Here is a 17,689-nt window from a genome sequence, read left to right as displayed (position 1 = left end):
ATGGCCGGGATTCGGTCCCTGGCGGTCTGGGTCGGACTCCGCAAGGCAGGGAGGCTCGAGCGGGCCGACGATTATGTGTTTGCGTATCATCCCGACGCCTTGCCGTCCGACGCGGTCTCCCTGACGATGCCGGTTCGGCTCAGGAGTTGGCAGAGCCGTGACCTCCATCCCGTATTCCAGATGAATCTTCCCGAAGGGGCGCTGCTTGTCGCGGTGCGGAGTGCGATCGCGAAGGTCGCCGGGACCGACGATCTGACGGTCCTCCGAATCGTCGGCGGGAACCCGATCGGGAGAAATCGTTTTTCGCGCGTGGAAGACGACGCGCCGATGTTCCCCTCCGAGCCCGAGTCGCTGGAGGAGATACTTTCGTTCCCCGACGCGATCGAACTGTTCAATGAACTCGTCGCTCGCTACGCGCTTCGGTCCGGGGTTTCCGGCGTCCAACCGAAGGTCCTTCTCCCGGCGACCGAACGGGCGACGGCGGTTTCTTCCGGCTTCATCGTCAAGTCGTGGGGAGGCGAATTTCCCCAGCTCGGGGCAAACGAGTTCCTCTGCATGACGGCGGCGCGGAAGGCGGGGCTGGCGACTCCCGAATTTCATCTTGCTGAGAACGGCGGTCTTTTTGTGATGAAGCGGTTCGACATCGGTCCTGATGGGTCGTCGCACGGCTTCGAGGATTTCTGTTCGTTGCAGGGGTTGGGGACCGACGGCAAGTATGCCGGGAGCTACGAGAGGGCGGCGAAGTCGATCGCCGATTTCGTGTCGCCGGAACATCGGACCGAGGCGCGGGAAAGGTTCTTCGGTGCCCTGGTTCTCTCCGTGGCCGTCCGCAACGGCGATGCGCACCTGAAGAACTTCGGCGTCCTTTATGACGATGCGAAGGGGCCGGTCCGCCTTGCGCCGGTTTATGACATCGTGACGACGACCGCGTACCTGAAGAGCGACGTTCCGGCGTTGACGCTCGAGGGACGAAAGATCTGGTGGCCCCGGAAAACGCTCGAGAAGTTCGCCGTTCTCCACCTTTCCATCCCGCCGGGAAAGGCACGCGAGATCATCGACCGCGTTGTGGATGCGGTCGACGGAACGCAAAACGAAGTACGGCGTTACATGGCCGATCATCCCGGGTTCGTCCCTGTCGGAGAGGGGATGCTCGCGGCGTGGCGGGCCGGGTTGGAGGGACTTTCGGCGCACCCGAAGACCCTTCCGTAGCAGGGGCCGACTGTATCCCTCGCTTGGCGGCGCCCTCCCGAGGGCGGGACCGTCGCGGTCGGGGGCAAAATGCGCGCTTTCCGGCGGGCTTTGTAATATGGCCCTTCCTTTGTTAGACTGAACTACCACTATCCAGTCACGGAGGTGACGATGGACCAGGCCACCATGGACGCCAAGCTGGCAGCACTGATCGTGGACGATCCCGGGATCCGGGAACTGGTCGAAGAGCATCGGGTTCTCGACGATGCGCTCCGGGAACTCGACCGGAAAGTCTACCTCCTCCCCGATGAAGAGGTCGAGCGGAAACGCCTTCAGAAACTGAAGCTGGCCAAGAAAGACAAGATCGCCGAACTACTGAACGCGCAGTAAGCCGCTCATCTCGACGAAACGAGCGATCGCTACGCAGGGCCCGCCAATTTCGGGGGGCCCTGCGGCGGCGTTTTTGTATTTGCCGTCTGGAAAGGGTGATAACCATGCGAAGTGACCGGACGAAAAAAGGATTGGAGCGGATGCCCGCGCGGGCGCTCTACTGCGCCGCAGGCGTTCCCCAGGAATCGATGGGCAAGCCGTTCATCGGAATCGCGTCGTCGTTCACCGACCTCGTGCCCGGCCACGTCGGGATGCGGGCGCTCGAGCGGGTTGCCGAGAACGGCGTCCACGCGGGAGGCGGCTACCCGTTCATCTTCGGTGTCCCCGCGGTCTGCGACGGCATCGCGATGGGCCATGCCGGCATGCACTACTCGCTGCCGCTGCGCGAGCTGGTCGCCGACATGGTCGAATCCGTCGCCGAGGCGCACGCGCTCGACGGCCTCATCCTGCTGACCAATTGCGACAAGATCACGCCCGGCATGCTCATGGCCGCGGCGCGGCTCGACATCCCGTGCATCGTCCTGACGGCCGGCCCCATGCAGGGCGGCCGGATGGGCAACCGGCGGCTGTCGCTCATCAACGACACCTTCGAGGCGGTCGGCCGCTTCCAGCGGGGCGAGATCAAGGAGTCCGAGCTGCGGCACCTCGAGGCCGAGGCGTGCCCCGGCGAGGGCTCGTGCCAGGGGCTCTACACCGCCAACACCATGGCGTGCCTGACCGAGACCATGGGGATGTCGCTGCCCGGCTGCGCCACCGCCATCGCGGGGCTGGCCAAGAAGCGGCACATCGGCTTCGCGACCGGCGAGCGGATCGTCGAGCTGGTGCGCAAGAACGTTACGGCGCGCAAGATCATGACCCGCGCGGCATTCGAGAACGCCATCCGCGTCGACGTCGCGCTGGGCGGTTCCTCCAACACGGTGCTCCACCTGCTGGCCATCGCCCGCGAGGCGGGCGTCGACCTGCCGCTCTCCGAGTTCGACCGGATCGCGCGCGAAACGCCGCAGCTCACCACGGTGACGCCGGTCGGTCCCGACCTCATGGAAGACGTCGAGTATTGCGGCGGCGTCCCGGCCATCCTCAACCGGCTGCTGCCCAAACTCAAGAAGAACCCGACCGTCTCGGGCTTCGACATCAAGGAGATCGCGAAGAAGGGCAAGCCGGTCGGCGACGACATCATCCGGCGGCTCGACAAGCCGGTCCGGCCCGAAGGGGGCCTCGCGGTGCTGACCGGCAACCTGGCGCCCAACGGCTCGGTCGTCAAGCATTCCGCGGTCGACCCGTCGATGTTCGAGTTCAAGGGAAAAGCCAAGGTGTTCAACGCCGAAGCCGACGCGATGGCCGCCATCATGGGCGGCAAGATCAAGGCGGGCATGGTCGTGGTCATCCGCTACGAAGGGCCCAAGGGCGGCCCCGGCATGCGCGAGATGCTTTCGCCCACCTCGGCCATCATGGGGATGGGGCTGGGCACGAGCGTCGCGCTGGTCACCGACGGGCGCTTCTCGGGCGGCACGCGCGGCCCCTGCATCGGCCACGTCTCGCCCGAGGCGGCGGACGGCGGGCCGATCGCGCTGGTCAAGGACGGCGACACGATCATCCTCGACATCCCGAAGCGCAAGCTGACGCTTGATGTTTCCGCGGCCGAGCTGGCGCGGCGCAAGAAAACATGGAAGGCGCCCCACCCCAAGATCGAGCGGGGTTACCTGGCGCGCTACGCCAAGCTGGTTCGCTCGGCCGACGAGGGGGCCGTCGTCCGATAGCGAACGACTGGATGAAAGCACGGCCGCAGTGAAAGGGGGCAACGCTGTGAAACTGACCGGTGCGGAAATATTCGTCAAGGGGCTGGCCGACCTCGGCGTCGACGTGATCTTCGGCTATCCCGGCGGCTCCGTCATCAACATCTACGACGAGCTGTTCAAGAACACCAAGGTCCGCCATCTGCTGCCGCGTCACGAGCAGGGCGCGGTCCACATGGCCGACGGATTCGCCCGCGCCTCGGGCAAGGTCGGCGTCTGCCTCGTCACCTCCGGGCCGGGCGCGACCAACACCGTCACCGGTCTCGCCACCGCCTACATGGATTCCATCCCGATCGTGGTCTTCTCGGGGCAGGTCCCCACACCGCTCATCGGCAACGACGCGTTCCAAGAGGCCGACATCGTCGGCATCACGCGCCCCTGCACGAAGCACAACTTCCTGGTCAAGGACACGGCCGACCTGGCGCGCGTGATGAAAGAGGCGTTCTACATCGCTTCCACCGGGCGCCCGGGGCCCGTGCTCGTCGACATGCCCAAAGACGTCCTCATGGCCTCTGCCGAGTACGCCATGCCCAAGGAGGTCAAGCTCCGCGGCTACAATCCCAATTACGAGGGGCACCCCAAGCAGGTCGAGAGCGCCATGCGGCTGCTCGAGGAAAGGGAGAAGCCGGTCCTCTACGTCGGGGGCGGCGTCATCCTCTCCAACGCGGCGGCCGAGCTGACCGAGTTCGCGCGCCTCCTCGGCATCCCGGTTACCACCACGCTGATGGGGATGGGCGCCTTCCCGGGCACCGACCCGCTCTGCATGGGGATGCTCGGCATGCACGGCACCTACGCGGCCAACATGGCGATCTCCCACAGCGACATCATCCTCGCCGTGGGCGCCCGCTTCGACGACCGCGTCACCGGCAAGATCGCCGCCTTCGCGCCGCACGCCAAGATCGTCCACATCGACATCGATCCCACCTCGATCCAGAAAAACGTGCGGGTCGACATCCCGATCGTCGGCGACGTCAAGGACGTCCTCAAGAAGATGCTCAAGCTGGCCAAGGCGCCGAAGGTGGCCGCGGCCTGCAAAAAGCGGGTCGCTCCGTGGCGCGATGAGATCGCCCGCTGGGAAGCGACGCATCCGATGCGGTACAAGCAGGGCAAGGGCAAGATCAATCCCAAGTTCGTGGTCGAGAAGATCTACGAGCTGACGAAGGGGAAGGCGGTCATCGCCACCGAGGTGGGGCAGCACCAGATGTTCGCGGCGCAGTTCTACAAGTACGACAAGCCGCGCACCTTCCTGTCCTCGGGCGGGCTCGGCACCATGGGCTTCGGGCTGCCGGCCGCGATCGGCGCCCAGGTGGCGCTGCCCGGCGCGCTCGTCATCGACATCGCGGGCGACGGCAGCATCCAGATGAACATCCAGGAGCTGGCAACCGCCATGCAATACCGGCTGCCGGTCAAGGTGGTCATCCTCAACAACGGGGCGCTGGGCATGGTCCGCCAGTGGCAGGAGCTGTTCTTCGACGCGAAATACTCGCAGACCTGCCTTCCGCAGATCCCCGATTTCGTCAAGCTGGCCGAGGCGTACGGCGCCGCCGGCTTCCGCGCCACGAAGCCCGAGGAGGTCGAGGGCGTGCTCAGGAAGGGCTTCGCGACCCCGGGCCCGGTGATGATCGACATCCAGACCGATCCCAACGAGCTCGTCTACCCGATGGTGCCGGCAGGCGCGGCGCTCACCGACATGTTGCTGGTCTAAGGGCCTGGCCATGGATAACCTGACCATCTTGCATCCCATCTTCAGGGCACCTTCGGATGAGCCTCAATCGCCAAATCCTCACCGTAGTTTCAACTACGCCTCCGGTTTGGCTCAATCGGCTCAAGCCGAATCTGCCCTAAATCTGTGCGCAATCTCGGCCAACTTATCCATGGCCAGGCCCTAGGAGGGGATGCCGATGCGACATACCATATCAGTCCTGGTCGAAAACGAATTCGGGGTGCTCTCCCGGGTCGCGGGGCTCTTTTCCGGCCGCGGCTTCAACATCGAATCGCTCTCCGTCGCCGAGACGGCCGACCCGACCATCTCGCGCATGACGATCGTCACGGTCGGCAACGACCAGATCATCGAACAGATCCTCAAGCAGCTCAACAAGCTGATCCCGGTGATCAAGGTGGTCGACTTCTCCGGGACCGACACGGTCGACCGCGAGATGATCATGGTCAAGGTCAACGCCGAGAACGAGACGCGCACCGAGGTGCTCCGCCTGGTCGACATCTTCCGCGGGAAGATCGTCGACGTCGCGCCGCGCAGCTACACCATCGAGATGACGGGGGACGAGGCGAAGGTCGACGCCTTCCTCGCGCTCCTGCGTCCCGTCGGCATCAAGGACATCGTGAGGACCGGCAAGATCGCCATCGCACGCGGGTGACCCCCGACCGATCCGTCAATCGACGAAACAGATCCCATAAATGGAGGAAAAGAACATGGTCAAGGTCTACCACGAGAGCGACACCCGTCCCGAGCTGATCAAGAAAAAGACGGTCGCGATCCTGGGCTACGGAAGCCAGGGGCACGCCCACGCCAACAACCTGAAAGAGAGCGGCGTCAAGGTGATCGTCGGCCTCCGTCCCGAGAGCGACAGCGTCCGCAAGGCCAAGGAAGCGGGTCTCGACGTCGCCACGGTCGCCGAGGCCACCGCGAAGGCCGACGTCGTGATGCTGCTTTTGCCCGACGAGCACCAGGCGGCGATCTATCGCGACGAGATCGCCCCGAACCTCAAGCAGGGCGCCAGCCTGGTGTTCGCGCACGGGTTCGCCATCCACTTCGGGCAGATCGTCCCCCGGAAAGACAACAACGTCTTCCTGGTCGCTCCCAAGGGGCCGGGCCACCTGGTCCGCGCGCAGTACGTCAAGGGACAGGGCGTCCCGGCATTGATCGCGATCCACCAGGACCCGTCCGGCGAGAGCCGCGACCTGGCGCTGTCCTACGCGGCGGGCATCGGCGGCGCGCGCGCCGGCGTCATCGAGACCACCTTCCGGGAAGAGACCGAGACCGACCTGTTCGGCGAGCAGGCCGTGCTTTGCGGCGGCGCGTCGGCGCTGGTCACGGCCGGCTTCGAGGTGCTGGTCGAGGCGGGCTACGCGCCCGAGATGGCCTATTTCGAGTGCCTCCACGAGCTCAAGCTCATCGTCGACCTCATGTATGAAGGCGGCATCGCCAACATGCGCTACTCGGTCAGCAACACCGCCGAGTACGGCGACCTGACGCGCGGTCCCCGCGTCGTCAACGAAGACACCAAGGACGAGATGCGCCAGATCCTGGCCGAGATCCAGGATGGCACCTTCGCCCGCGAGTGGCTGCTCGAGAACCAGGTCGGCCGCCCGCGCTTCAACGCGCTGGCCCGCCAGGGCCAGGAGCACTCGATCGAGGCCGTCGGCGCCCGGCTGCGCGCGCTGATGCCCTGGATGAAAGACAAGATCGTCGACAAGAACAAGAACTAGGGAGTGGGCGGTTTGAGTCCCGAAAGTCCGCTGCGGGGGGCGGGCGGCATGATCGCCCCCGAGGGGTGGCCCTTCATCCTGGTGCCGCTCGTCCTGGGCGCCGCGGTGTGGTGGTTGTACCCGCGGGGGTGGCCTGCGGCGGCGGTCCTGCTGCTGCTGTCCGCCTTCTCGCTCTGGTTCTTCCGCAATCCCGTGCGGACGCCGCCGCCCGATCCGGGCGGCAGCGTCCTCGCGCCGGCCGACGGCACCGTCATCGACGTCGGCGATGTGCCGGCGGGCCGATACCTCGACGCCCCCGGCAAGCGGGTGTGCATCTTCATGACCCCGCTCAACGTGCATGTCAACCGGGCGCCCGTCGCAGGGCGGGTGACCCGGGTGCTTTATAATAAAGGGAAGTACTTCGCGGCCAACGCCGAGAAGGCGTCCCTCGAAAACGAACAGAACGGCGTGACGATCGAGACGCCGGGCGGCGTGCCCGTGACCTATGTCCAGATCGCCGGATTCATCGCGCGCCGCATCGTCTGCGACGTCAAGCCGGGCGACCCGGTCCGGCGGGGCGGGCGCGTCGGGCTCATCCGCTTCGGATCGCGCGTCGACGTCTACCTGCCCCCGTCCTTCGCCGCCGGCATCCAGGTAGGCGACAAGACGATCGCGGGCGAAACGATCATCGGGGTGTTGCATTGAGCCGCAGGCATCGCGCGGGGGACAGTCTCCGCAAAGGGGTCTACGTCCTGCCGAACCTGATCACGTCGGGTTCGCTGTTCGCCGGGTTCTATTCGATCGTCCAGACCCATTTCGGGCGGTACGAACATGCGGCCTTCGCCATCATCGCGGGCGTGGTGCTCGACGGCCTCGACGGCCGCGTGGCGCGCATGACGCATACGACCACCCGGTTCGGCGTCGAGTACGATTCGCTCGCCGACCTGGTTTCCTTCGGCGTCGCGCCGGCGTTCCTGGTCTACGGGTGGGCGCTGTCGCCGTTCGACCGGTGGGGCTGGCTCGCGGCGTTCCTGTTCCTCGTGTGCGGGGCGCTGCGGCTGGCGCGCTTCAACGTGCAGGTCAACACGGTCGAGAAGGGGAAGTTCAACGGGCTGCCGATCCCGGCGGCCGCCACCTTCGTGGCGTCGTGCATCCTCTTCATCACCTACCTGCAGCACATCGAGATCGAGAGCGGGGGATCGCGCTCAGATATTCTGGGGTGGCTGTCCGGCGTCTCGGCGGCCATGGACGCCTACCGGCCCTTCGTGGTGCTGCTGGCCATCTACATTTTGGCGTTCCTGATGGTCAGCACGGTGAAATTCAACAGCTTCAAGGATCTCGACCCGTTCCTGAAGCGGCCGTTCAACACGCTGGTCGTGTTCATCTTCGGGACGCTGCTGCTTTTCTCCGAGCCGCAGATCATGATCTTCTTCGCCATCACCGGCTACATCATCTCCGGGCCGGTCGGCGAATTGATCGGCGCCATGCGGCGGGGCCGCACGAAAAATACGGATGATAACGAGAAAGGGAACGAAGATGGGCATGACGCTGACTGAAAAGGTTCTCGCCCGCCACGCGGGAAAAATAAAAGTGACGGCCGGCGAGCTGATCCTGGCCAAGGTCGACCTGGCGCTGGCCAACGACGTGACCGCCCCGATCGCGATCGACGCGGTCCGGCAGGTGGGTGTCAAGGAAGTGTTCGACAAGGCGAAGATCGCGCTGGTCCCCGACCACTTCGCGCCGAACAAGGACATCAAGTCGGCCGAGCAGGTCAAGCTGATGCGCGAGTTCGCACAGGAGTTCGGCATCGTCAACTACTTCGAGGTCGGCCGGATGGGGATCGAGCACGTCCTGCTGCCCGACGAGGGGCTGGTGGTCCCCGGCGACCTGGTGATCGGCGCCGACAGCCACACCTGCACCTACGGCGCCCTGTGCGCGGTCTCGACCGGCGTGGGCAGCACCGACCTGGGCGCGGCGATGGTGTCGGGCGAGGTCTGGCTCAAGGTGCCCGAGACGCTCAAGATCAACCTCGTGGGCAAGCCGGCGAAGGGCGTCCAGGGCAAGGACATCATCCTCTACATCATCGGGAAGATCGGCGTCGACGGCGCGCTCTACCAGGCGATGGAATATGCGGGCGACGGCTTGCAGTACCTGCCGATGGCGTGGCGCTTCACGATCTCCAACATGGCGATCGAGGCGGGCGCCAAGAACGGCATCTTCCCGTTCGACGCGATCACGAAGGAATACGCCGACGCGCACGCCAAGGGGAAGAAGTACATCGTCGAGACGGTCGATCCCGACGCGAAATACGCCGCCGAGATGACCGTCGACCTGTCGACGCTCGAGCCGCAGATCGCCTTCCCGCACCTGCCCGAGAACACGCGGCCGCTGTCCAAGGTCGGCAACGTCCGGATCGACCAGGTGGTTGTCGGGTCGTGCACCAACGGCCGGATCGAAGACCTGCGCGCCGCCGCCGAGGTGATGAAGGGCCGCAAGGTCGCCGACGGCGTCCGGATGCTCATCTTCCCCGGTACGCAGAAGATCTACCTTCAGGCGTTCCACGAAGGGCTGGTCGACATCTTCGTCAACGCGGGCGCGGTCTTCTCGACGCCGACCTGCGGCCCTTGCCTGGGCGGCCACATGGGCATTCTGGCCAAGGGCGAGCGCGCGATCGCGACCACCAACCGCAACTTCGTCGGCCGGATGGGGCATCCCGAGAGCGAGGTCTACCTCGCCAATCCGGTGATCGCCGCCGCGTCGGCGGTGTTGGGCCACATCGGCGGCCCCGACGAGCTGTAAGCGGGTAGACGCACGGCGCGGCCCACTCCGCGTCGCGGGGTACCCTTGGCGGGGGACGGCTTGTCCGGGTATCCATTCCCGTCCTGCGCCTCGGGTGCCCAGGCTCGCGGCGCCATCCCTGGCGCCCCAGAACGCTCGGGGCACACGCCCCCGCCAAGGGCACCCCGAGCCGCTGCGCCGGCCGGGAAGTGCGACGGCTCCGTCATGACGGCAACGGCGGATGCCCGCTGCATCCGTAGCGAAGTGGCGGGTGGGTCTGAGCGAAGTGCCGATGGATAGAAGTGTTGCGGCTGACTACGGAGTGAACGGCCCCCCTCCCCGGAACGAAGGAATAGAGGGGCATCCGCTTCACAATGAAACGAAATATTTGCGAGGGGGCGATGGCGATATGGAACTGAAAGGGAAGGCCTGGAAATACGGGAACGACGTCGACACCGACGTGATCATCCCGGCGCGGTACCTCAACAGCTCCGACCCGAAGGAGCTGGCGTCGCACTGCATGGAAGATATCGACAAGTCGTACGCGAAGGGCGTTCAGCCCGGCGACTTCATCGTCGCCGGCAAGAACTTCGGATGCGGCTCGTCGCGCGAGCACGCCCCGATCTCGATCAAGGCGTCGGGCGCGTCGGCGGTCATCGCCAGGTCGTTCGCCCGCATCTTCTACCGCAACTCGTTCAACATGGGTCTGCCGATCTTCGAGGCGCCGCAGGCGGTCGACGAGATAGAGGCCGGCGACGCCCTGTCGCTCGATACCGAGAAGGGCATCCTGCGCAACGCGACCAAGGGCAAGGAATACGCCATCGTCCCGATCCCGGCCTTCATGCAGGAGCTGATCGCGACGGGCGGCCTGCTCAACTGGACGGCTGCGCGACTGAAGAAGGGAGCCTGATCGAGATGAAGAAACTTTGCGTGTTTCCGGGTGACGGGATCGGCCCCGAGGTCGTGGCCGAGGGGCTTGCGGTGCTCGAGACGATCGAGTCGGTCGCCGGCAAGAAGCTGTTTTCGACCGAGTCCGAGCTGTTGGGCGGCTGCTCCTACGACGCCCACGGCGTGCCGATGACCGACAAGGCGATGGCGCTGGCCGAGGCGTCGGATGCGGTCATTCTGGGCGCGGTCGGCGGTCCCAAGTGGGACGGCCTGCCGTTCGCCGTCCGCCCCGAGCGGGCGCTGCTCGGCCTCCGCAAGAATCTCGGGCTGTTCGCCAATATCCGCCCGGCCAAGGTCTTCGCCCCGCTGCTCGACGCGTCGCCGCTGCGGCGCGAGCTGGTCGAGGGGATCGACCTCATGGTGCTGCGCGAGCTGACCGGCGGCATCTACTTCGGCGAGCCGCGCGGCGTCTCCATGATCGACGGCGTCGAGACCGGCATCAACACCGAGATCTACACCCGTCCCGAGATCGAGCGGGCGGCGCGAATGGCGTTCGACCTGGCCCGGAAGCGTCGCAACCACGTCACCTCCGTCGACAAGGCCAATGTGCTCGAGGCAACCGAGCTGTGGCGCAAGGTTGTCTCCGAGGTGCATGCAAAGGACTACGCCGACGTCACGCTGGTCCACATGCTGGTCGATAACTGCGCGATGCAGCTCATCCGCTCCCCGCGCCAGTTCGACGTCATCCTCACGACTAACCTGTTCGGAGACATCCTGACCGACGAGGCGTCGATGATCACCGGCTCGATCGGCATGCTGCCGTCGGCGTCGCTCGGCGGCCGGGTCGGCATGTACGAGCCGATCCACGGCAGCGCCCCCGATATCGCGGGCAAGGGGCTTGCGAACCCGCTGGCCACCATCCTGTCCATGGCCATGATGCTGAATTATTCGTTCGACATGCCGAACGAGGCCGCGCTGATCGAACGCGCGGTCGAGAAGGTGCTGACCGACGGCTGGCGTACCGGCGATATCTTCCGCGAAGGCCCCGGCATCACGAAGGTCGGCACGAGAGAGATGGGCGAGAAGGTCCGTCAGGCAATCATCAACTCGGTGAGGTGACCAGGAAAATGAGCAAGAAACAGTTCAACGTGGCCATCGCAGGCGCGACCGGCGCGGTCGGGGACGTGTTCCTCAGCATCCTCGCGGAGCGCAACTTCCCGATCAGGAACCTCCGGCTGCTCGCGTCCGAGCGGTCGGTCGGCAAGAAGCTCAAGTTCAAGGGCGAAGAGATCCCGTGCGAGCTGCTGACCAAGGACGCATTCAAGGGCATCGACATCGCCCTCTTCTCGGCGGGCGCCTCGCGCAGCAAGGAGTTCGCCGGGCCGGCGTGGGAGGCGGGCGCGGTGGTCGTCGACAACTCGTCCGCGTTCCGGATGGATGCCGACGTGCCGCTCGTCGTTCCCGAGATCAATCCCGAGGCGATCGCGCAGTACAAGCAGCGCGGGATCATCGCGAACCCGAACTGCACCACCATCATTTCGATCATGCCGCTGAAACCCCTGCATGATTTCGGCACCTTGAAGCGCGTCGTGGCGTCCTCCTACCAGGCCACCTCGGGCGCGGGCGCCAAGGCGATGGCCGAGCTGGTCGCGCAGGCGCACGCATTCGCCAAGGGCGAGACGATGGAAGTCGCGGCGTTCAAGCACCAGATCCTGTTCAACGTCATCCCGCACATCGATTCCTTCCTCGACAACGGCTACACGAAGGAAGAGATGAAGATGACCAACGAGGGGCGCAAGATCATGGGGCTGCCCGGCCTGCGCGTCACCTGCACCACGGTGCGCGTTCCGGTGCTTACTGCGCACTCCATCGCGATCAACGCCCAGTTCGAGAAGAAGATCACGCCCGAGAAGGCGCGCGAGCTGATCGCGGCGTTCCCCGGCTGCCAGGTGATGGACGACCCGAAGAACGGCGTCTACCCGATGCCGCTCTTTGCCGCGGGCAAGGACGACTGCTACGTCGGGCGCATCCGCGACGACGAGTCGGCCGAGAACACGCTCAATCTGTGGGTGTGCGGCGACCAGCTCCGAAAAGGGGCGGCGCTCAATGCGGTGCAGATCGCCGAAGTGCTGGCGGAGAAGTACCTGTAGGCTCGTTCCCGAGCGGCTCGTCCGCCCGTTAAGGTACGAAAACGCGGCCCTCTTTCCGATACGGGAAGGGGGCCGTCGTCATTTCGCTCGAAAGCCTGCCGGCTCCCGGTTATGATCCGGGAATGTCCCGTACCTTTTTCAACTGGCGCCCGATCCTGCCTGCGGCGATCGTTGTCCTCATCCTGATCGCGACGCTTCGTCCGTTTGATTTCCGCTTCGATGCGGGGTTCACGGCCATGCGGATGGGGAAGGTCGACCTGGCGTTGCTGCCGGTTCCGGAGCACGAATCGCTGTACATCGACGCGGTGCAGAACCTGCTGCTCTTCTTCCCGCTCGGGGCCGCGCTGTTCCTGGGACTGGTGAAGAGACGGGGAGCCATGTCGAGAATCGCGGTCGCCATCGCAGGCGCCGCTTTCCTGAGTTTCCTGTGCGAAACGCTCCAGATCTGGCTTCCCACCCGCTACCCTCAGGTCATGGACGTCGGCGCGAACACGCTTGGGGCCTTTTCGGGCGCGGTCGCCGCCGCGGTTTGCGAGCGGATCGGGGCGACGGTATCGTCCGGTGAGCTTCGTCGTGGCCTCGGCTGGAACATCGCGGGGGCCGCCGCGGCGGGGGCGGTCGCATTGATCCTTCTGGTCTCCGCGGTCGACCTCGATCCGGTCCGCTCCGTCCGTGAACTCGAAGGCCACGCGAAGGCCTTTATCCGTTCGCCCTGGTTCGACCGCTGGTCGTTCGAGAACGCGACGCTCCCGCTGATTCTCCTTGGCGTTTTCTCCTGCTCGTTCTCCGAGTGGATCATGGATCGCTTTCCGTCTCTCCGGACCCGCTTTACCTATCTGCCGGTATTCCTGATTTCCTCGATCCTGGCGATCCTCTTTCCTCTTCCGCGAATCTTCTTCCGCTCCTTCGCCCCCAACTGGGGCGCCATCGCGTTCGGGCTCCTCGGTAACGTCCTCGGGATCGCGGTGCACCGGTTCGCCGCTGCGTGGTTGCGGCAGTCCTGAATCGGGGAGGCGGGCCGCCCCCCGCCAAGAACTACTCGAACGGATTGTCGATGGCGGTCGGGGAAACGGTGACGACTTTTGGCGGGAGCGGTTTCCGCTCGCGCAGCGCCCGGCACACCCGGTCGAGCAGCATCCGCAGCGCCTCGGCCTTTCGGATTCCTTCCTGGTCGAGCGTCAGATCGATGCTTCCGATCATCGTCACGCGGTCGAGCCGGTTCTCGATCGTCAGATCGGGGCCGATGCCGATCACCTCCGATTCGTTCTTGTAGGGATCGAACGGGATGGGCTCCGTCGGCTTCCGCGCGTCGGGAGCTGCGAGGGCGACGGTCGACAGCAGGACAAGAATCGAAGCGCAGGCGATTCTTCGAAGGGACGCGGTCGGCATGGGAAAACCTCCGGGGAACGGGGTCCGGGCAACGTTGCCACAACCGTGCCGCCTAATGGTTCGATATCACGCGAAGGGGTTATCCACCTTCCCGGGCGGCTTCACCTTCACCTTGTCAGGCAGTTCCCGCTGCGCCAGCGCCTTCGCGGTCGCGTCGACGATCTCCTTCAGGATCCGGATGTTGGCCAACCCTTCCTTGTCGCAGGTGATGTCGACGGAGCCGAAGATGGAGACGCGATCCACCCGGTTCTCGACGTTCAACTCCCCGATGCCGACCGCGTCCGATTCATTCGCAAATGGTTCGAATTTCGTACCCATCGGTTTTCCCTCCTTCTATCGGAACAGCGACTTCAGTCCACGAACCAAGGCATCCGGATCGTCATCCGGCGGGGCCCGCTTCCGGCCGCGGCCACGGTTTCGAGACGGTTTCGGAAGGTCCGGCTTCGCCTTCTTGACGGATGCCGGCATACCGGGAAAGAAATCGATCCCGGCGATCGACTCCAGCTCCGCGATGCTCATCGTCGCGTATTCGGAGGTCGGGGCGTTCTCGACGAGATAGGCCCCTGCCCGCCCGTTTTTCGGGTCCAAAACGATCTTGTAGAGGTGCGACGGGACCATCACGCGTTCTCCGATCCTTTTCAGTTGGGCGCCTCGGAACAACGGGCCAGTGAGGACGAACAGCTCTCCGCGTTTTTTTGCGAGGGTCCGCACGGACGACTCGATCTTCTGCCAGATGCCGCGGTTGGATTCCGGATCCTGGGGGACGATGTTGGCGAGGGAGAAGCTCTCGTGCTGCGACGGCTTGTCGGGCATGTCGCCGTTCGGGGCCATGTGCCCGCGGTCGTATCCCGATCGGGCGTAATCCCGCAGTTCGGCGCGGCTTCCCGCAGGCAATCTCCCCTCCGGGTGGAAGCTGTTGACCCGCACCAGTCCTTCGGCGGACGACAGGGCGTCGCGCGTCAGGTGCTCCGCGGACCACAGGGGCGTGCGCGTGATGCCCGAATGCATGACGCCGAAGCCGTCGAAGCAGAGCTCCCGGAAATCCTTCATCATCTTCGGATTGGTGATGTCGGGGGAGATCCCCTGGAAATAGTGCTCCGGGCAAGCCGGCCGCCCTGCGAAGGCGGGAAGAGCGCCGGCGATCAGAAGCCCGAGGAGGGCCGCTGCGAAGATGGTTTTCTGCGGCGCATTCATGCCTCAGGTTAACGCACGGGATGCCGGGGTTCAACGACGGATGCCCTCTGCTTCCGGAGTGCAGGGGGCCTCCGCCGGAGACGCTTAAAGCGCCGGGACCCGAACGGCGTGCCGGTGCCCGTCAGCGGTTGCAGACGGCGAGCACCTGCCGCATGTCCGTCAACCCCTTGAGGCACTTCCCGATCCCGTCCTGCAGGAGGGTTCGCATCCCGCCGGCGACGGCCAGGGTGCGGATCTGGTCGGCGGGGACCTTCTTCTGGATCGCCTGGCGGATGGCATCGTCGGCCACCAGCAGTTCATAGAGGCCGAGCCGTCCCTTGTACCCGCGCCCCTCGCACTTCGGGCAGCCCGTTGCGCGATGGAGGCGGAGCGGGCGCCCGTCGAGCGCCTGGTCCAGTTCGTCCGACCCGAACAGCGTCTCCATCTCCTCGCGTTCCGCCAGGGTGGCGTCATACGACTGGCGACACTCGACGCATAGCCTCCGCGCCAGCCGCTGGGCGAGCACGCCCAGGATCGCATCGGAAAAGGTGAACCGGTCGAGCCCCATGTCGACCATGCGGGTGACGGTCTCCGGCGCGCTGTTGGTGTGAAGCGTCGAGAATACGAGATGGCCGGTGAGCGACGCCTCGACGGCCATCGTGGCCGTCTCCTGGTCGCGCATCTCGCCCACCATGATGACGTCGGGATCGGCTCGGAGGAAGGCGCGGAGCGCGGTGGCGAAGTCGAATCCGATCCGGGGCTTGACCTGGACCTGGCGCAGCCCCCGCTGCGTGATTTCGACCGGATCCTCCGCCGTCCAGATCTTCCGCGCGGGGGTGTTGATCGATCCGATGAGCGAGTGGAGCGTCGTCGTCTTGCCCGATCCGGTGGGCCCCACCGCGAGAACCATGCCGTACGGCTTCCCGACGATCCGGCGCGCCTCGGCCAGGTCGCGGGGCGACAGGAGCAACTCATCCATCGGGATCGGTTCGCCGGCCGAGAGGATCCGGAGCACCACGTCCTCGTCGCGGGAGACGGTCGGAATCGTGGCGACGCGCAACTCCAGCGGCTTGTCCTTCAGGCGGAGGCGGATCTTGCCGTCCTGCGGCTTGCGATGCTCGGTGATGTCGAGCTGGGCCATGATCTTCAGGCGGGCCACGAGGCGCGAGCGGAGTATGGGCTGGAACTTCCGGTAGGTCTCGCAGATCCCGTCCACCCGGAAGCGGACCGTCGTCTCCCGGCCTTCGCCGTCCGGCTCGATGTGGATGTCGGAGGCCCCGCGGGCCTGGGCGTCGAAGATGATCTGGTTGGCAAGGCGAGCGACTCCGCTGTCGTCATTGCTGGCGATCGTGAGGTCCTTGGCGTCGGGGGCTTCCTCGGACAGGTTGTCGATCTGGATGTCCGAGAGGATCTCCTCCATCCGGTCGGATGCGACGAAGTCGTCGCCGTTCGCGACCATCTTCGAGATGAGGCGGGCGATCTGGGAAGGCATCGCCACCGTTTCCATGATCCGCACGCCGAGCGTGAACCGCAGCATGTCGAGCGCCTCGAAGGCGAGGGGGTCGGAGATGGCGATCGTCAGCCCCTTTTCGTCGGAGTGGACCGGCAGGACGGAATATTTCTGGATCAGCTCCGGTGGGACGAGCGAAACGGCCTCCGGGTCCACCTCGGTCTCGTCCAGGTCGATGAAGGGCACGTTGAATTTCTTCGAGAGCGTCCTGGCCAGCTCGAACTCGCTGACGAGGCCCATCTCGACGAGCACCTCGCCGATCCGCTTCCCCCGTTTCTTCTTCTGCTCCTCGAGCGCGGCCTCGATGTCCTCCTCGCGTGCGAGCCCGGCCTCGACCAGCACTTCTCCCAGGCGCATCCTCCGACCCTTCGCCGCCGCTTCCCGCTGGGTCGCCGCGGCTGCCTTGACCTCGGCCTCCCCCACCTTGTTCTGACGGATGAGGATATCCCCGATGTTGAGCGCCCGGCGCTCCGCCTGCTCCTCGAGGCCGCGGGTGAGTTTTTCGTCCTCGATGACGCCCGTCTCGACGAGAAGCTCGCCGAGGGAGACCTTGTCCTCCCGGGCGTTGATCCCGTGGGCGTAGAAATAGATTTCGGAAAAGAGGCTGGCATTGGTGGCCGGCACGGCCCAGAAGCCGGGGCGCGCCGACCCTTTTTCGGCCGCGGCCAGGACGGAGAAGGTGATTCCGCCAGCGACGTGGACGTCGAGCGACTGCGTCTTGCCGGATGACGGTACCGGGAACGGTTGGCCGACGCGATGGATCGCGACGTAGGCGACGCTGCCGGACGCCAACCGTTGGGTCGATTCGGTGGAGATGCCGGCGGCGTCCCGGGAGCGTACGGCGAGGATGAGCTCCGGGTCCGTGGGCCGGAAGCTCTTGAGACGCCCGACGATCGACCGGCCGTCCGTGATGCCGACGGTCACCATCGCCGGGTTTCCCTTGAATCTTCTTTCCTCGGTCATTCGCACGTCTCCCGCCTGTATTTTTGCCAACGGACAGGGTA

General features: G+C 65.5%; 17 protein-coding genes. 13 read left to right on the top strand and 4 right to left on the bottom strand.

Annotated elements, in window-relative coordinates:
* From VGK27_00740 to VGK27_00680, 13 genes are all read left to right on the top strand, one after another.
* Positions 1 to 1,209, top strand: a complete 1,209-nt coding sequence (locus tag VGK27_00740; protein ID HEY3488628.1) for a type II toxin-antitoxin system HipA family toxin — start codon at positions 1 to 3, stop codon at positions 1,207 to 1,209.
* Positions 1,210 to 1,359: 150 nt separating this feature from the next.
* Positions 1,360 to 1,578, top strand: coding sequence for a YdcH family protein (locus VGK27_00735; GenBank protein ID HEY3488627.1), 219 nt, complete (start codon positions 1,360 to 1,362; stop codon positions 1,576 to 1,578).
* Between the two features lie 104 nt (positions 1,579 to 1,682).
* Positions 1,683 to 3,335: a dihydroxy-acid dehydratase gene (gene ilvD, locus VGK27_00730; protein HEY3488626.1), complete on the top strand. Its 1,653-nt coding sequence runs from the start codon at positions 1,683 to 1,685 to the stop codon at positions 3,333 to 3,335.
* Between the two features lie 46 nt (positions 3,336 to 3,381).
* Positions 3,382 to 5,076: a biosynthetic-type acetolactate synthase large subunit gene (ilvB, locus tag VGK27_00725; GenBank protein HEY3488625.1), complete on the top strand. Its 1,695-nt coding sequence runs from the start codon at positions 3,382 to 3,384 to the stop codon at positions 5,074 to 5,076.
* Between the two features lie 196 nt (positions 5,077 to 5,272).
* Positions 5,273 to 5,746: an acetolactate synthase small subunit gene (gene ilvN / locus VGK27_00720; GenBank protein HEY3488624.1), complete on the top strand. Its 474-nt coding sequence runs from the start codon at positions 5,273 to 5,275 to the stop codon at positions 5,744 to 5,746.
* Between the two features lie 55 nt (positions 5,747 to 5,801).
* Positions 5,802 to 6,818: a ketol-acid reductoisomerase gene (ilvC, locus tag VGK27_00715; GenBank protein HEY3488623.1), complete on the top strand. Its 1,017-nt coding sequence runs from the start codon at positions 5,802 to 5,804 to the stop codon at positions 6,816 to 6,818.
* Between the two features lie 12 nt (positions 6,819 to 6,830).
* Positions 6,831 to 7,502, top strand: coding sequence for a phosphatidylserine decarboxylase family protein (locus VGK27_00710; GenBank protein ID HEY3488622.1), 672 nt, complete (start codon positions 6,831 to 6,833; stop codon positions 7,500 to 7,502).
* Positions 7,499 to 8,353 (top strand): CDP-diacylglycerol--serine O-phosphatidyltransferase, encoded by an 855-nt coding sequence (gene pssA, locus VGK27_00705; protein HEY3488621.1) that lies wholly within the window; start codon positions 7,499 to 7,501, stop codon positions 8,351 to 8,353. The genes VGK27_00710 and pssA overlap by 4 nt, the downstream gene beginning before the upstream one ends.
* On the top strand, positions 8,340 to 9,596 hold the full coding sequence (leuC, locus tag VGK27_00700) for a 3-isopropylmalate dehydratase large subunit (protein ID HEY3488620.1): 1,257 nt from the start codon (positions 8,340 to 8,342) through the stop codon (positions 9,594 to 9,596). The genes pssA and leuC overlap by 14 nt, the downstream gene beginning before the upstream one ends.
* A gap of 388 nt (positions 9,597 to 9,984) precedes the next feature.
* Entirely contained in the window at positions 9,985 to 10,485 is a 501-nt protein-coding gene (locus VGK27_00695) for a 3-isopropylmalate dehydratase small subunit (protein HEY3488619.1), read from the top strand.
* 5 nt (positions 10,486 to 10,490) lie between these two features.
* On the top strand, positions 10,491 to 11,582 hold the full coding sequence (leuB, locus tag VGK27_00690; GenBank protein HEY3488618.1) for a 3-isopropylmalate dehydrogenase: 1,092 nt from the start codon (positions 10,491 to 10,493) through the stop codon (positions 11,580 to 11,582).
* 8 nt (positions 11,583 to 11,590) lie between these two features.
* Positions 11,591 to 12,613, top strand: a complete 1,023-nt coding sequence (locus VGK27_00685; protein HEY3488617.1) for an aspartate-semialdehyde dehydrogenase — start codon at positions 11,591 to 11,593, stop codon at positions 12,611 to 12,613.
* Positions 12,614 to 12,735: 122 nt separating this feature from the next.
* Positions 12,736 to 13,617, top strand: a complete 882-nt coding sequence (locus VGK27_00680) for a VanZ family protein (GenBank protein ID HEY3488616.1) — start codon at positions 12,736 to 12,738, stop codon at positions 13,615 to 13,617.
* Positions 13,618 to 13,648: 31 nt separating this feature from the next.
* On the opposite strand, the gene VGK27_00675 is transcribed toward VGK27_00680, so the two are convergent.
* The 4 genes from VGK27_00675 to VGK27_00660 all read right to left on the bottom strand — a co-directional run bounded on the left by VGK27_00675 (position 13,649) and on the right by VGK27_00660 (position 17,648).
* The gene (locus tag VGK27_00675) at positions 13,649 to 14,002 is read right to left on the bottom strand and encodes a hypothetical protein (protein ID HEY3488615.1); all 354 of its coding nucleotides are present in this window, start codon (positions 14,000 to 14,002) and stop codon (positions 13,649 to 13,651) included.
* 66 nt (positions 14,003 to 14,068) lie between these two features.
* Positions 14,069 to 14,320 (bottom strand): hypothetical protein, encoded by a 252-nt coding sequence (locus VGK27_00670; protein ID HEY3488614.1) that lies wholly within the window; start codon positions 14,318 to 14,320, stop codon positions 14,069 to 14,071.
* A 15-nt stretch (positions 14,321 to 14,335) separates the two neighbouring features.
* A complete protein-coding gene (locus VGK27_00665) occupies positions 14,336 to 15,196 on the bottom strand; it encodes a DNA/RNA non-specific endonuclease (protein ID HEY3488613.1) in 861 nt (286 codons plus the stop codon).
* 121 nt (positions 15,197 to 15,317) lie between these two features.
* The gene (locus tag VGK27_00660; GenBank protein HEY3488612.1) at positions 15,318 to 17,648 is read right to left on the bottom strand and encodes an ATPase, T2SS/T4P/T4SS family; all 2,331 of its coding nucleotides are present in this window, start codon (positions 17,646 to 17,648) and stop codon (positions 15,318 to 15,320) included.
* Positions 17,649 to 17,689: the final 41 nt, after the last annotated feature.

It is taken from the genome of Candidatus Deferrimicrobiaceae bacterium, from assembly GCA_036504035.1.
In the GTDB taxonomy this organism is placed as follows: Bacteria; Desulfobacterota; Deferrimicrobia; order Deferrimicrobiales; family Deferrimicrobiaceae; genus JANXPS01.
Note: the sequence above shows the minus strand (reverse complement) of the source record. Positions and strands in the feature narration are given on the sequence as shown.

Excerpts from the sequence above, each read along its gene's own strand:
- VGK27_00740 (HEY3488628.1), top strand. The coding sequence starts at position 1 with ATGGCCGGGATTCGGTCCCTGGCGGTCTGGGTCGGACTCCGCAAGGCA.
- VGK27_00735 (HEY3488627.1), top strand. The coding sequence starts at position 1,360 with ATGGACCAGGCCACCATGGACGCCAAGCTGGCAGCACTGATCGTGGAC.
- ilvD (HEY3488626.1), top strand. The coding sequence starts at position 1,683 with ATGCGAAGTGACCGGACGAAAAAAGGATTGGAGCGGATGCCCGCGCGG.
- ilvN (HEY3488624.1), top strand. The coding sequence starts at position 5,273 with ATGCGACATACCATATCAGTCCTGGTCGAAAACGAATTCGGGGTGCTC.
- ilvC (HEY3488623.1), top strand. The coding sequence starts at position 5,802 with ATGGTCAAGGTCTACCACGAGAGCGACACCCGTCCCGAGCTGATCAAG.
- leuC (HEY3488620.1), top strand. The coding sequence starts at position 8,340 with ATGACGCTGACTGAAAAGGTTCTCGCCCGCCACGCGGGAAAAATAAAA.
- VGK27_00695 (HEY3488619.1), top strand. The coding sequence starts at position 9,985 with ATGGAACTGAAAGGGAAGGCCTGGAAATACGGGAACGACGTCGACACC.
- leuB (HEY3488618.1), top strand. The coding sequence starts at position 10,491 with ATGAAGAAACTTTGCGTGTTTCCGGGTGACGGGATCGGCCCCGAGGTC.
- VGK27_00685 (HEY3488617.1), top strand. The coding sequence starts at position 11,591 with ATGAGCAAGAAACAGTTCAACGTGGCCATCGCAGGCGCGACCGGCGCG.
- VGK27_00680 (HEY3488616.1), top strand. The coding sequence starts at position 12,736 with ATGTCCCGTACCTTTTTCAACTGGCGCCCGATCCTGCCTGCGGCGATC.
- VGK27_00675 (HEY3488615.1), bottom strand. The coding sequence starts at position 14,002 with ATGCCGACCGCGTCCCTTCGAAGAATCGCCTGCGCTTCGATTCTTGTC.
- VGK27_00670 (HEY3488614.1), bottom strand. The coding sequence starts at position 14,320 with ATGGGTACGAAATTCGAACCATTTGCGAATGAATCGGACGCGGTCGGC.
- VGK27_00665 (HEY3488613.1), bottom strand. The coding sequence starts at position 15,196 with ATGAATGCGCCGCAGAAAACCATCTTCGCAGCGGCCCTCCTCGGGCTT.
- VGK27_00660 (HEY3488612.1), bottom strand. The coding sequence starts at position 17,648 with ATGACCGAGGAAAGAAGATTCAAGGGAAACCCGGCGATGGTGACCGTC.